Source organism: Pseudomonas mediterranea CFBP 5447, from assembly GCF_000774145.1.
Classification (GTDB): Bacteria; Pseudomonadota; Gammaproteobacteria; order Pseudomonadales; family Pseudomonadaceae; genus Aquipseudomonas; species Aquipseudomonas mediterranea.
In genome coordinates, this window is record NZ_KN322985.1 from 268,723 (window position 1) to 282,435 (window position 13,713).

Annotated in this window: 13 protein-coding genes; all 13 read right to left on the reverse strand. The window is 60.6% G+C overall.

Going from position 1 to position 13,713, the window contains the following annotated elements:
* Position 1 precedes the first annotated feature (1 nt).
* The 13 genes from fliI to N005_RS13580 all read right to left on the reverse strand — a co-directional run bounded on the left by fliI (position 2) and on the right by N005_RS13580 (position 13,636).
* The gene (gene fliI / locus N005_RS13520) at positions 2 to 1,360 is read right to left on the reverse strand and encodes a flagellar protein export ATPase FliI (RefSeq protein WP_047701646.1); all 1,359 of its coding nucleotides are present in this window, start codon (positions 1,358 to 1,360) and stop codon (positions 2 to 4) included.
* The gene (fliH, locus tag N005_RS13525) at positions 1,350 to 2,171 is read right to left on the reverse strand and encodes a flagellar assembly protein FliH (protein WP_047701647.1); all 822 of its coding nucleotides are present in this window, start codon (positions 2,169 to 2,171) and stop codon (positions 1,350 to 1,352) included. Before fliH ends, fliI begins: the two co-directional genes overlap by 11 nt.
* 7 nt (positions 2,172 to 2,178) lie before the next feature.
* Positions 2,179 to 3,198, reverse strand: a complete 1,020-nt coding sequence (gene fliG / locus N005_RS13530) for a flagellar motor switch protein FliG (RefSeq protein ID WP_024778656.1) — start codon at positions 3,196 to 3,198, stop codon at positions 2,179 to 2,181.
* Positions 3,191 to 4,975 (reverse strand): flagellar basal-body MS-ring/collar protein FliF, encoded by a 1,785-nt coding sequence (gene fliF / locus N005_RS13535; protein WP_047701648.1) that lies wholly within the window; start codon positions 4,973 to 4,975, stop codon positions 3,191 to 3,193. Before fliF ends, fliG begins: the two co-directional genes overlap by 8 nt.
* A 15-nt stretch (positions 4,976 to 4,990) precedes the next feature.
* Positions 4,991 to 5,317 (reverse strand): flagellar hook-basal body complex protein FliE, encoded by a 327-nt coding sequence (fliE, locus tag N005_RS13540; protein ID WP_041020343.1) that lies wholly within the window; start codon positions 5,315 to 5,317, stop codon positions 4,991 to 4,993.
* Positions 5,318 to 5,533: 216 nt separating this feature from the next.
* Positions 5,534 to 6,913 carry a sigma-54-dependent response regulator transcription factor FleR gene (gene fleR / locus N005_RS13545; protein ID WP_047701649.1) on the reverse strand — a complete coding sequence of 460 codons (1,380 nt, stop codon included), beginning with the start codon at positions 6,911 to 6,913 and terminating at the stop codon, positions 5,534 to 5,536.
* 5 nt (positions 6,914 to 6,918) lie between these two features.
* Positions 6,919 to 8,109: a sensor histidine kinase gene (locus tag N005_RS13550; protein WP_193753940.1), complete on the reverse strand. Its 1,191-nt coding sequence runs from the start codon at positions 8,107 to 8,109 to the stop codon at positions 6,919 to 6,921.
* Between the two features lie 251 nt (positions 8,110 to 8,360).
* Complete coding sequence (locus N005_RS13555; RefSeq protein ID WP_047701651.1) at positions 8,361 to 9,836, reverse strand: sigma-54 dependent transcriptional regulator; 1,476 nt, start codon at positions 9,834 to 9,836, stop codon at positions 8,361 to 8,363.
* Between the two features lie 169 nt (positions 9,837 to 10,005).
* Positions 10,006 to 10,302 carry a flagellar protein FliT gene (fliT, locus tag N005_RS13560; protein ID WP_047701652.1) on the reverse strand — a complete coding sequence of 99 codons (297 nt, stop codon included), beginning with the start codon at positions 10,300 to 10,302 and terminating at the stop codon, positions 10,006 to 10,008.
* A gap of 11 nt (positions 10,303 to 10,313) precedes the next feature.
* The gene (gene fliS, locus N005_RS13565; protein ID WP_047701653.1) at positions 10,314 to 10,709 is read right to left on the reverse strand and encodes a flagellar export chaperone FliS; all 396 of its coding nucleotides are present in this window, start codon (positions 10,707 to 10,709) and stop codon (positions 10,314 to 10,316) included.
* 130 nt (positions 10,710 to 10,839) lie between these two features.
* Positions 10,840 to 12,267 (reverse strand): flagellar filament capping protein FliD, encoded by a 1,428-nt coding sequence (gene fliD, locus N005_RS13570; protein WP_047701654.1) that lies wholly within the window; start codon positions 12,265 to 12,267, stop codon positions 10,840 to 10,842.
* An 82-nt stretch (positions 12,268 to 12,349) separates the two neighbouring features.
* Positions 12,350 to 12,715: a flagellar protein FlaG gene (locus tag N005_RS13575; RefSeq protein WP_047701655.1), complete on the reverse strand. Its 366-nt coding sequence runs from the start codon at positions 12,713 to 12,715 to the stop codon at positions 12,350 to 12,352.
* Between the two features lie 72 nt (positions 12,716 to 12,787).
* Complete coding sequence (locus N005_RS13580; protein ID WP_047701656.1) at positions 12,788 to 13,636, reverse strand: flagellin domain-containing protein; 849 nt, start codon at positions 13,634 to 13,636, stop codon at positions 12,788 to 12,790.
* Positions 13,637 to 13,713: the final 77 nt, after the last annotated feature.

Consider the following 13,713-nt stretch of genomic DNA (forward strand, 5'->3'; position numbering starts at 1 on the left):
GTTACCCGCCGGCGACCGGGGCAAAAATGGTTTGCAGGTGCGCTTCGCTGGCGCCCATGCCGATGTTGTCGTTCAGGCTCTGGCGCAGGTAGACGGCCATCGCCGGATAGAGATTGATCGCGATATCGGTTTCACGATCGCCACCGGGTACATAGGCGCCAACGCTGATCAGGTCGCGACTTTGTTGGTAGCGCGACCAGTATTGCTTGAACTGCTGGGCACGCTTCATGTGCTCGGCGCTGATGACCGATGGCATGACCCGACTGATGGACGCCTCGATGTCGATGGCCGGGTAATGGCCTTCTTCGGCCAGACGCCGGGACAACACGATGTGGCCGTCGAGCACGCCTCGCGCCGAGTCGGCGATGGGGTCTTGCTGGTCGTCGCCTTCGGACAGCACGGTATAGAACGCGGTGATCGAACCACCGCCCTTCTCGGCGTTGCCGGCGCGCTCCACCAGCTTCGGCAGCTTGGCGAATACGGAAGGCGGATAGCCCTTGGTTGCCGGCGGCTCACCGATGGCCAGGGCGATTTCCCGCTGGGCCTGGGCAAAACGGGTCAGCGAATCCATCAGCAGCAGGACATTCTTACCCTTGTCGCGGAAATATTCGGCGATGCGGGTGCAATACATGGCGGCCCGCAGGCGCATCAAGGGCGCGTCATCCGCTGGCGATGCCACCACGACAGAACGCTTGAGGCCTTCTTCACCGAGGATGTGCTCGATGAACTCTTTCACCTCACGACCCCGTTCGCCAATCAGCCCTACCACGATGATGTCGGCTTCGGTGAAGCGGGTCATCATGCCCAACAGCACACTCTTACCCACACCGGTACCGGCGAACAGGCCCAGCCGCTGGCCGCGCCCGACCGTCAACAAACCGTTGATGCAACGAATGCCCACATCCAGCGGTACGCTGATGGGGTCGCGCTTGAGGGGGTTGATGGTCGGGCCATCCATCGGCACCCAGTCTTCGGCCTTCATCCCGCCCTTGCCGTCCAGGGCCCGCCCGGCCCCGTCCAGCACCCGGCCGAGCATGCTCATGCCCATGGGCAAGCGACCGGTATCGGCCAGGGGGACCACCCGCGCGCCTGGAGCGATACCAGCCACACTGCCCACCGGCATCAGGAATACCTTGCTGCCGGCGAAGCCCATGACCTCGGCTTCGACCTGTACCGGGTGGTAACTGTCGTCGTTGATCACCAGGCAGCGACTGCCCATGGCGGCGCGCAGGCCCTCGGCTTCGAGGGTCAGGCCGACCATGCGCAACAGGCGCCCTTCGAGAATCGGCTGGCCGGCCAGCTCAGTGGCCTCGGCGTAGCTGCCCAGGCGCTTGCCAAAGCTGGTGCGCTCAAGACGCATCGCGGCCGTCCGGCTCAGCAGCAATCAACTCGGCACCGTCCGGATCGACGGGCGAGGGTTCGTCCGGCAACTCCAGGCTCAGGTCGGCGGCGGCCGGGTGCAGGGCCTGCTCGTGCAGTTGGTCGAAGAGCTTCGCCATGATCTGACCGATGCGGGTTTCGACGGTCGCATCAATGCGGCTGTGCTCGGTTTCCACGCGGCAACCGCCCGGCAACAGGGCTTCGTCTTCGACGATGCGCCAGGTTTCCTCATGGCGCTCGCGCAAGGCTTTGACCAACTCGAAATCCTGGGGATTGATGTACAGGCGCACATTGCCCACGCCCAACGGCAAAAGCTTCAGGGCCTCGCGCATGACGTGTTCGATCTGACTCGAATCGATGGCCAGCTCACGCTGGATAACCTGCCTGGCGATGTGTTGCACCAGCCCCACCAGGGACTTTTCAATCTGGGTGTCCTGCTCGGCGATGGGATCGAACAGGTTGAGCATCAGCGACTCCAGCGCTCGCAGCTTGGCCGTGAGCGCCACGTCGGCCTCCTGACGGACCTTGAGCGAGGTGCTGTGGAAGCCTTCCTTTTCGCCGATGGCAAAGCCTTCGTTGTAGGCCTCCTGGCGAATGCTCTCGACTTCCTCGAGGGTCAGCGGCTGGACTTCCTCCAGCGGCACCTCTTCCATCTCCGGCAGTTCTTCCACCGGTTCCGGCTCAGGCTCAGGCACGTGGGGATCGAAACTGGGCAACGACCAGACGTCGAAACCACCGACGTCCCGGGCGCGGATCAGGTCGCTGGGTGAATCATCACTCTTGGCAGACATAACGACCTTAGATCATCTCTTCGCCGCCCTTGCCACCGAGCACGATCTCTCCGGCTTCGGCCATGCGGCGGGCGATGGTGAGGATTTCCTTCTGCGCGGTTTCCACGTCGCTGACACGCACCGGGCCCTTGGCCTCGAGGTCGTCGCGCAACAGTTCGGCCGCCCGTTTGGACATGTTCTTGAAGATCTTCTCCTTGACGCCTTCGTCCGAACCCTTGAGGGCCAGGACCAGCACGTCGGAGGACACTTCGCGCAACAGCGCCTGGATGCCACGGTCGTCGACATCGGCCAGGTTGTTGAACACGAACATGAGGTCTTCGATCTGACCGGACAAGTCTTCGTCGAACTCGCGGATCGAATCCATGAGTTGACCTTCGATCGAACTGTCGAGGAAGTTCATGATGTCCGCCGCGCGCTTGATACCACCCAGGGTGGTGCGCGAGGCATTGGAGTTGCCCGAGAACTGCTTCTCGAGAATCTGGTTCAATTCTTTCAGGGCCGCCGGCTGCACGGTGTTGAGCGAAGACACCCGCAAGATGATGTCCAAGCGCACCTTGTGGTCGAAGTTGCCCAGCACTTCACCGGCCTGGTCCGGATCGAGGTAAGCCACCACGATCGCCTGGATCTGCGGGTGCTCGTAACGGATCACGTCGGCTACCGCCCGCGGCTCCATCCACTTGAGGCTGTCCAGGCCGCTGGTGTTGCCACCCAACAGGATCCGGTCGATCAGGCCGTTGGCCTTGTCTTCGCCCAGCGCCTGGGTGAGCATCTTGCGCACGTAATCGTCGGAACCCACGCCCAGGCTGGTCTGATCGCCAACGATGTCGACGAACTCGCTCATCACCTGCTCGACCTGCTCGCGGTGCACGTTCCCCATCTGGGCCATGGCCACGCCCACACGCTGGACCTCCTTGGGCCCCATATGGCGCAACACCTGGGCGGCGTCCGTCGAGCCCAGGGACAGCAGCAGAATCGCGGCTTTGTCGACCCGGGACAATTTGGCAACAGCGGCTCGATTATCACTCATCTGCGTTGATCCACTCTTTCACGACCTGGGCCACACGACCCGGATCTTCTGCCACCAGACTCTTGATGGCGTTCAACTGAGCGTCATAGCCTTCGCTCGGGCTTGGCAGCAGAATGCTCTGCGGCCCGCCGAGGCTGACGCGATCGTTAGCCAATTCGCCATCCAGGCCGCCCATGCCTCCCAGCTCTACATCGCCCAAGCCAGCCAGCTGCTTGTTCTTGCCGCCATTGGTGATGTTGTTGAGCACCGGACGCAGGACACCGAACACCAGTACCAGGATGAACACCACGCCCAATACTTGCTTGACCACATCCCAGAACCAGGGTTGCGAATAAAACGGAATATCGGCGATGACTTCACCACGCTCCGAGGAGAACGGCACGTTGATCACGCTGACGCTGTCGCCACGGCTGGCGTCGAAACCCACGGCGTCCTGGACCAGGCGAGTGAAGCGCGCCAATTCGTCGGCGCTCCATGGCGCACGGCTGGTTTCGCCATTGGCCGGGTTGACCTTGACCTGGTCGTCCACCACCACTGCAACCGACAGTCGGGTCAAGCGGCCCTGCTGCTGCTTGGTGTGGCTGATGGAGCGGTCGAGTTCGAAGTTCTTCGTCGATTGTTGACGCTTGTCGGCCGGGTACGGCGCCAGCATCGGTTGGCCGGTGGCCGGGTCCATGATCTGCTGGCCGTTGGCGTCCACCAGCGGCTGGCCTGGCTGTATCATGCCGGCGGCGCCTGCCGCGCCCCCGGTGGTTTGCGGCGCGCTGGCCGGCGACGGCGGCTGATTGCTCAGGGCGCCGGGCACGCCTTGCGGACCGTTGCTGGCGGTGCGCTGCTCGTTCACCGATTGCTCGCTGCGCAAGGCCGGCTGATCGGGGTTGAACTGCTCGGAGGTCGACTCCACCGCGCTGAAATCCACGTCTGCCGACACTTCGGCCTTGTAGCGGTCGTTGCCCAGGATCGGTTGCAGGATGTTGTGTACACGCTGGGTCAGCATGCCTTCCATGCGGCGGCTGTAATCGAACTGCTTGCCGGCCATGGTCAACTCGGAGTTTTCCGCCTGGTCGGACAGCAAGGTGCCTTTCTGGTCGACCACGGTGATCTGGGACTTGCTCAACTCGGGGACGCTGGTCGCCACCAGATTGACGATGGCCATGACCTGGCCCGGCTCCAGGGCGCGGCCTGGATACAGTTCAACCAGGACCGACGCGCTTGGCTTGCGCTCGTCGCGCACGAACACCGAGCTTTTCGGAATCGCCAGGTGCACACGGGCACCCTTGACGTTGTTCAGGCTGGAGATGGTACGGGCCAGCTCGCCTTCCAGGCCGCGACGATAACGGGTCGCTTCCATGAACTGGCTGGTACCCAGGCCCTGGTCCTTGTCGAGGATTTCGAAACCGATGTTGCCATCGGTCGGCGTCACGCCGGCGGCGGCCAGCTTCAGGCGCGCACGGGCCACGTCATCGGCCTTGACCAGCAAGGCGCCGGAATTCGGCTCGACGGTATAGGGAATGTCGGCGGAAGCCAGGGTCTCCATGACCTGCTTGGCGTCCATACCCGCCAGGCTGCCATAGAGGGGACGGTAGTCTGGCTGCTGGGACCACAGCACCACGGCGAAACCAATCGCCACGCTGGCAGCCAGGCCGACCAACAGGCCAACCTGACGCAACATGGTCATCTCGGAGAGATTTTCCAGGAAAGACAACCCGAACAGCGGCGGTTTGCCGTCTGGTGGGGTGGTCTTGGCCGGAACGTTATCTACGGCTGCTTCTGCCATGACTCAATAGTTTCCTTAGACCGGCATCTGCATGATGTCTTGATAGGCCTGGACCAGTTTGTTGCGAACCTGGGTCAGCGCCTGGAACGAGACAGTGGCTTTCTGCGAAGAAATCATTACGTCGGTCAGGTCGACGCCACTTTTGCCAATTTCAAAGGCACTGGCTAATTGGTTCGACGCCTGCTGGGTATCGTTCACTTTATTGACGGCCTGGCCAAGCATGTCGGAAAAACTGCTGCCGCCCACCTGGGGGACCGCGACCGATTTTGGCTGCGACATGGCGTCCATCTGCATGGCCCGCATGTCCAGCATCAACCGATTAAATTCAATACCTTGGCTCATGGTCTACTCTCTCTGGCGGCCCGCGTTTTTTTGACGCTGACTCGATGGGTACATAGGTGTTAGCAACAAGGGTGCCAGCTCCATGGCGATAACAATAAACTCGTGTGGGAGCGAGCCTGTTCGCGAAGGCGCTGGACCAGTCAACATCTGCATTGGCACTGGGTGGCGAAAGCGCTCGTCCGAGCGAGGGACAAGGGATTTTCCGGTTTAAACAACTCAACTGGCGAACAGATACGCCTCGACGTCCATCCCCGCGTCACGCATCTGCGCCAGCTTGTAGCGCAGGGTGCGTGGGCTGATACCCAGACGTTCGGCTGCCTCCTTGCGACGGCCGCGTTCGGCACGCAGGGTGTCGATGATCATCTGGAATTCACGTCGACGCAGGTCGTCTTCCAGCGCGCCGGCCGACTCGCTTTCCACCTCTACCCTCGGCGGGACCGGCACCAGCGTCGGCAGTGGCGCGCAGGCCACCGGACCCGCCAGGCAGAAATCCTCCGGTTGGATCAAGCCACCCTGCTGCAGGATCAATGCACGCTGAATGGCGTTATCCAGCTCCCGCACGTTTCCGGGCCAGGGATAGGCAATCAGGCAGGCCTTCGCCTCGGGCGACAGCCTTGCCGCCGCATGCTTCATTTTATTGACGTGCCGGGCCAGCAGACGCTCGGCCAGCGGCAGGATATCGGCAGTGCGCTCGCGCAATGGACGCCAGGCAAGGGGGAATACCGACAGACGATAGTAAAGATCCTCGCGAAAGCGTCCTGCCGCCACCTCTGCGGCCAGATCCCGGTTGGTGGTCGCCACCACGCGGATATCCAGGTTGATGGGTTTGCGTCCGCCCACCCGCTCCACTTCCCGCTCCTGCAAGACCCGCAACAGCTTGGCTTGCAACCCCAAGGGCATTTCGGAAATCTCATCGAGCAGAATGGTGCCGCCATCGGCCTGCTCGAACTTGCCGGCCTGGGCCGCAATGGCGCCGGTAAACGAACCCTTCTCGTGACCGAACAGTGTCGCCTCGAGCATGTTGTCGGGAATCGCCGCGCAGTTGATGGCGATGAATGGATCATTGGCGCGACGGGATTGCTGGTGAATGTAGCGCGCCAACACTTCCTTGCCGGTACCCGACTCACCGGAAATCAACACCGTGGAATCGCTGCGCGCCACCCGTGCGGCCAATTCGAGCAGTTGAGCGCTGGCCGGTTCAAGCGCCACCGGACCTTCCCCCTCGACCGCAGGAACGCCCAGCGCATGACGGGCCACCAGATCGAGCAGCGCCTTGGGCTCGAACGGCTTGACCAGGTAATCCGCAGCGCCCTGGCGCATGGCGTCCACCGCCCGCTCGACCGCCCCATGGGCCGTCATCAGCAAGACCGGCAACTGCGGTTGGCGAGCACGCAACAGCCCCAGCAATTGATGGCCGTCCATGCCCGGCATGTTCACATCGCTGACCACCAGGCTGAAGGTTTCCCGGTCCACGGCCAGCAGCGCATCCTCCGCCGAACCGACCGCCGTGTAGTCGTGCCCGGCCAGCACCAGCGTATCGGCCAACGCTTCGCGCAGGGCCCGGTCATCCTCAACCAGCAACACCTTGATCGCCATCGACTTCACTCCACCTCCGGCGCGCCGGAAAACAGCGGCAGGAACACCGTCGCACAGGTGCCACGCCCCAGCCGCGAACGCAGTTGCAATTCTCCCTGATGAGCACGGGCCACCGCCTTGACCACGGTCAGGCCGAGCCCGGTTCCGGTGGTCTTGGTGGTGAAGAACGGCTCGCCGAGACGCGCCAGCACTGCCGGCTCGATCCCGCCGCCATTGTCGCTGACACACAGGCGTAAGGTGCTGTCGCGGCTATACAAGTGAACCTTCAGTCGCACATCCTCGCCGCTGGCCTGTATGGCGTTCTCGATGAGGTTCAACACCGCACCCACCAAGGTGTCGCGGTTGCAGAGGATTTCCCCGGCATGGCTGTCGCACTGCCAACGGATTGGCAGACCCTGCACATGAGTCAATGCCGCGGCCTGCAGGGATTGCAAGAGGGCTTTCGGGGTGACGCGGTCGGTCAATGGCAGCTCGCCACGGGCGAACACCAGCATGTCCCGCACTTGATGCTCGAGCTCGTGCAGACGCTCTTTCAGTCGCCCGGCGAAGCGCTGCTGGGTTTCCATTGGCAACTGCTGTTCGGTCAAATGACTGGCGTACAGCAACGCGGCGGACAGCGGCGTGCGGATCTGGTGAGCCAGGGACGCCACCATGCGCCCCAGGGACGACAGGCGTTCATGGCGGGCCAACTGGTCTTGCAGGTGACGGGTTTCAGTCAGGTCGTTGAGCAACACCAACTGGCCGGGTTCGGCGTCCAGCGAACGCGTCGAGATAGACAGGCGCCTGCCGTCCTTGAGGGACACTTCATGACCGTCGTCCTCGCGGGGAGCAAAGCAACGCGCAATGACGTGCCGCCACAGCTCACCTTCGAGGGGCAAGCCGAGCAGCTCGCAGGCTGCCGGGTTGGCTTCGCGAACAAAACCATGAGCGTCGATGACGATGACGCCACCCGGCAGCAGGTCGAGCAGGTTCTGCAGACGGTTGGCCAGACGCTCTTTTTCCGCCAATTCCTGCATGCGCTGGGCGCTGACTACCGCCAACTCGCCCTTGAGCTCAGTGACCCGGGCTTCGAGCAGGCTGTAGGAATCGGTCAACTGGCTGGACATCTGGTTGAACAGCGAAAACGCCTGCTCAAGTCCAGCGCGGCTTGCCTGCTCGGCGGACGGCATGAGCCCCGACTCAGGGACAGGAGACATCTGGACATGGGCGGCTTGGCTCATCGAACTCTCTCGCTTGGCTGACCGTCAGTTAAACGGACTGTTGAGAGAGCTTTAGCAATAGCCGTGCCGGAAGGTGGTAAACATGCATCGAGCTGTCGCGGGGGACTTTGTGGCGAGGGGATTCATCCCCGCTGGGGCGCAAAGCGGCCCTGTTTTTGGGGCCGCTACGCAGCCCAGCGGGGATGAATCCCCTCGCCACAAAAAATCAGGCGGTCATGAGACAGGCGTCAATCATCCGCCTGTTCATCGCCTTCACGGCGACTCATGCCGTACTTGCGCATCTTCTCCACCAGGGTGGTGCGACGGATGCGCAGGCGTTCCGCTGCACGAGCCACGATACCGTTGGCGTCGTCCAGGGCCTGCTGGATAAGACCCTGCTCCAGGCCACCCAGGTAATCCTTGAGATCCAGGCCTTCCGGCGGCAGCAAGGCACTGCTGGTGAAGTCCGGTGTGTGGCCGTTGATCGCCACGCGCTCTTCCAGGTCGCTACGCAGGGTATCGACCATTTGCTCGTCTTCGTCGTCGACGTAGCGGAATTTCTTCGGCAGCTCAGCCACACCGATCACGCCATAGGGGTGCATGATCGCCATGCGCTCCACCAGGTTGGCCAATTCACGGACGTTGCCCGGCCATCCATGACGGCACAGGGACATGATCGCCGCCGAATTGAAGCGGATCGAACCGCGTTTTTCGTGCTCCATGCGCGAAATCAACTCGTTCATCAGCAGCGGAATGTCCTCGACGCGCTCACGCAGCGGGGCCATTTCGATCGGGAACACATTGAGACGGTAGTAGAGGTCTTCGCGAAAACTGCCGACCTCGATCATGCTCTCGAGGTTCTTGTGGGTCGCGGCGATGATCCGCACGTCGACGCTCTGGGTCTTGTTGCTGCCCACGCGCTCGAAGGTGCGCTCCTGCAGGACCCGCAGCAGCTTGACCTGCATCGGCAACGGCATGTCACCGATCTCGTCGAGAAACAGCGTGCCGCCGTTGGCCAGCTCGAAACGCCCGGCCCGGCTGGTGATCGCGCCGGTAAAGGCGCCCTTCTCGTGTCCGAACAGCTCGCTTTCCAGCAACTCGGCCGGGATTGCCCCGCAGTTCACCGGCACGAACGGCGCTTCGCGACGCTTGGAGTGGTAGTGCAGATTGCGCGCAACCACTTCCTTGCCGGTACCCGACTCGCCCAGGATCAGCACGCTGGCGTCCGTATCGGCGACCTGCTGCATCATCTGGCGCACGTGCTGGATCGCCCGGCTGGTACCGACGAGGCTGCGGAAAAGGTTGGGTTCGCGATGCCTGCCGCGCTCACGGGCCTGATCGTACATCTCGCGATAAACCTGGGCGCGATGCAGCGAATCGAGCAATTTGCTGTAGCTGGGCGGCATTTCGAGCGTGGAAAGCACTCGGCGACGCTGGTCTTCAGGCAAGTCAAGGGAAGAATTTTCGCCCATTAACAAAACCGGAAGGAACTCATCCCAGGTTGAGAGTGTCTTTAGCAAGCCCAAAAGAGTTGCGGGGGCATTTACGGTTCCGATAAGGACGCAAATGACTTCACGACTGGACGCCAGCGAGCCGACGGCCTGCTGCCAGTCATGGCTTCCGCAAGGTAAATTTTCTTCGCCAAGAAAATTTAAAATCACCGCCAGGTCACGGCGGCGGACGCTGTCGTCATCGATCAGGAGAATTTTGGTTTCACGCCACATGCAATAGCAACTTCCCTAGTCAACTCAGTGCCCGAAATTAGGGGGCAAGCTAGACGCTTGCAGACTTGTCATGCCTGTAGACGCCTGAAATCTGTAAACAGCTACTAGTTAAGTCAAAAAACGGTGCACAGTCAAATTTATGGCGCACTTTGTTCGGATTAACTAAGCATTAACCGAACAGATGGTATACCTTTGCGGCGTTTTGCGCTTGATGGATCTGCTGCATCTCGTCGACGACCGCCTGACGCTCTCCCGTCGCCGCCTCCAGCAGCTGCCGATACACTCCCAGCAACTGCTCAAGATTTATTCGCAGCGCCGCCTCGTCCACCTGGGCCTCGCCCAGAACGTCTTCCATGCAGGAGCGGCAAGCCAGGTCCAACTGACCGATTGCCTCCCAGTTTCGCTCGGCCAGGGCATCGACCAAGGCATCACGGGTTTGTTCGATTCGCTGCAGGACAAGACTCATGGGAGCACTCCTTAGAATTGCGGACCAGGTACGGCAATAGCATCCCAGCCTTCCTTGACCGTGCGAAGCAGATCGGCGACTTCGTCGAGGATCTTCGGATCGGCCTTGACGTTGGCTTCGGCCAGACGCTTCATCATGTAAGCGTAAAGAGCATCCAATTCAGCGACCGACTCGGCCTGGTTTTCCAGGTCCAGGCCCTCACGCAAACCACCGACAATACCAATGGCCTTGCTGATCAAAATGCCTCTGTTTGCAATATCCTTGCGCTCCATCGCGCCCTTGGCCTGGGCGATACGATCCAGCCCGCCCTCCATGAGCATCTGCACAAGACGATGGGGACTTGCCTCGGAGGTTTGCGCCTGGGCACCAATCTTCTGGTATTGGCGAAGGGCCAACATCGGATTCATGTTCTACCTCATCAAAAAACTTTGGTTCGTTAAATAGCGTATCGACGCTGCGCCAAAAAACTTTAGACCGCAAAACCGAAAGCCCGGAACGTCGTCAAAACGTTGCCGGGCTTTTTTGCCGGTCGAAAAATCAACTGTTTCGTTGCTGCGCGTTTATTGCCTCGAACATCGAGGTGATGTTGCTCGCAGTGGCCTTCAGCTTGCCGACCAGGGTATCCATGTCGTTGTACTTTTTAGTCAGTACGGCAGTCAGGGTCTCGACCCGACGATCCAGAGCCTCCTGATCGCTCTTCAAGCGGGCCTGGGTCCTGTTCAGCACCGTGGAACGCTGATCGAGGACGCCACCCGCCTGGCTGAAGGGCTCAATCGCCTTGCCCATGCGCTCCAGCAAGCCATTGGTACCGGTGAACATCGTTTGGACTTCACCACTGAGCTTCTTGTCGGTCATCGCCGCGGTGAATTTGACGCTATCGAAATTCAGCGCCCCCGTCTTCTGGTCGGTCGTAACCCCTAACTGGGCCAGCACCGTCAGCTTGTCGCCAGCCCCGGTCTGAGACAAGGGTTCACGGATAGCCGCCAAGAGCGAGCGAGGCAACGAGTCACCGGTCAGCTTTGCCGGTACGGTCGGGTTACCATCATCGTCGAGCGTCGGCTTGGTCAGCGCGGTGATACTATTGGCGACCGCGTTGTAGGCATCGACGAATTTCTGGATCGAGGCTTTCAAGCCATCATTGTTCGGCGCCACGGTAACGGTTGAAGCGGCGCCGCCAGCTGCGAGCAGATTCAACGTCAATCCGGAAACCGCCGTACTGACTGTATTGCTCTTGCTGGTCAGCAGCATTCCATCGATGGTGAATTCGGCATCGTGTGCTATGGCACCAATGGATCCCGCCGAAGTGGCGGTCAGCGCAGTACCGTTGGCACCCACGACATTCGTTCCATCGATCTCCAGCCCAGCGATGCCGCTCACGGAGATGTCGGAACCCGCACCGGTAGTGCTGGAACCCAGCACCAGGCGCGAACCGAAAGAGTCGGTCACGATGTTGGCGCTGAAACCCGCTGCCTTGAGTGAAGAATCGGCGTTGATCGCGTCACGAACCGATTGAAGGGTCGAACCACCCGGCACATTCAGGTTGTAGTCGACCCCCTTCTGCGAGATGGTCAGGGTGCCCGAAGGAATGGCACTGGTCGTACCGCCGGCGAAGGCTGCCGAAGTGACCTTGGATGCCGTGGCAAGGCTGTTGACCTTGACCGAGTAAGTACCGTTCACCGCCGAGTTGCTGGCGGTGGCCGTGAGCACTGTCGGGGCAGAGGATGTTGCAGCAAAACCCGCGAATTGCGGGTTCGTTGTGCTGCTCAAGTCCTTCATGGCGGTATTGAAAGCTGCCAACAACGACTTCAGGGTTCCCACCCCGGAGATACTGTTGGTAGTCGTCGTCGTCGCTCGGGTGATCTGACCTTGCTTGGCGGCCTTGTCGGAATCGACCAGCGCTTTGACGATCGCAGTGGTATCAAGGCCAGAGCCTAGACCCAAGCCAGGTAGAATTGGACTTGCCATGTGGGACTCCCTTCAGTGTGTCGCCGGCCTTTTGACCTTTACAACGCCCAAAAGAACATAACTACAAAATTCGTGCCGGTTGTCAGGCTTCGGCGCTGAACAACAAGCTGTTTGCATCATTCAAACTGTTCGCCAGTTTCAGAACTTCTTCGTTCGGGATCTGGCGAATCACTTCACCGGAACCACTGGCAATCACTTTGACCACTACTTTGCCTGAAGGCTCATCGATGGAAAACTCCAGATTACGCTTGACCGATTGAACGAACTTCTCGATCTCCTGGACAGCTTTCTTGAGTTTTTCCTGCTCGGCAGCGGCATCTTTAGGGGCTTCCTTGACCGGCGCCACAACCAAAGCGTCGGCTTGAGGCTTCTCCACTGGCTTGTCGACCACTGCAGGTGCCGGCTTCGCCGCTGGATAAGACAAGTTCAGCTTCACGCTCATATCCATGTCCATCACCTCTTGAACGGAAAAAGCGAGAGAGTACGCAAGCGCACTCCCCCGCTAAAACTCATCCAGCTATTACTGAAGCAGCTTCAGTACAGCGGATGGCAGTTGGTTGGCCTGGGCCAGAACCGAAGTGGAAGCTTGTTGCAGAGTCTGCTGCTTGGTCAGCTGGGCAGTTTCAGCAGCGAAGTCGGTGTCTTGTACGCGACCCAGTGCAGCACTGGCGTTTTCGTTGATGTTCTGCAGGTTGGAGATGGTGCTGGCGAAACGGTTTTGTGCAGCACCGAGGTCGGCACGGGCACTGTTGATGGTATCGATCGCGCTGGTGATTGCATCCATGGCGGCCGAGAAGTTGGACTCAGCAGCAGCACTGTCGGAACCAACGATGGTGATCGCCGAGTCGACACCCAGGCTTGCAGCGTCAAAACTGGCGCTCAAGGTCAGGGAGATCTGGTTGTCGGAACCGGTGTTCGAACCAACCTGGAAGGTCATGGTGCTAGCAGTACCGTCGAGCAGGTTCTTGCCGTTCAGGTTGGTGCTGTTGGCGATACGGGTCAGTTCGTCGCTCATCTGCGAGAACTCTTTGTTCAGAGCGACACGGTCGGTTGCGCTGTTGCTATCGTTACGGGACTGGATGGCCAGTTCACGCATACGTTGCAGAATGTTGGTCTGCTCCTGCATCGCGCCTTCAGCGGTCTGCGCCATGGAGATACCGTCGTTGGCGTTTTTGATCGCCATGGTCTGACCGCGGATTTGCGAGGTCATACGGGTAGCGATCTGCAGGCCGGCGGCGTCGTCTTTGGCGCTGTTGATTTTCAGGCCGGAAGACAGGCGAGTCATCGAAGTGGACAGAGCGTCGGAAGCGCGGTTCAGGTTTTTCTGAACGTTCAGGGATGTAGTGTTGGTGTTTACTGTTAAAGCCATGACGAATTCCTCGTTGGTTGGGTACTGCGGCTTCCGGCCCTTTGGCAACCGCCGGGGTGTGGCCTAGAGAACCTTCG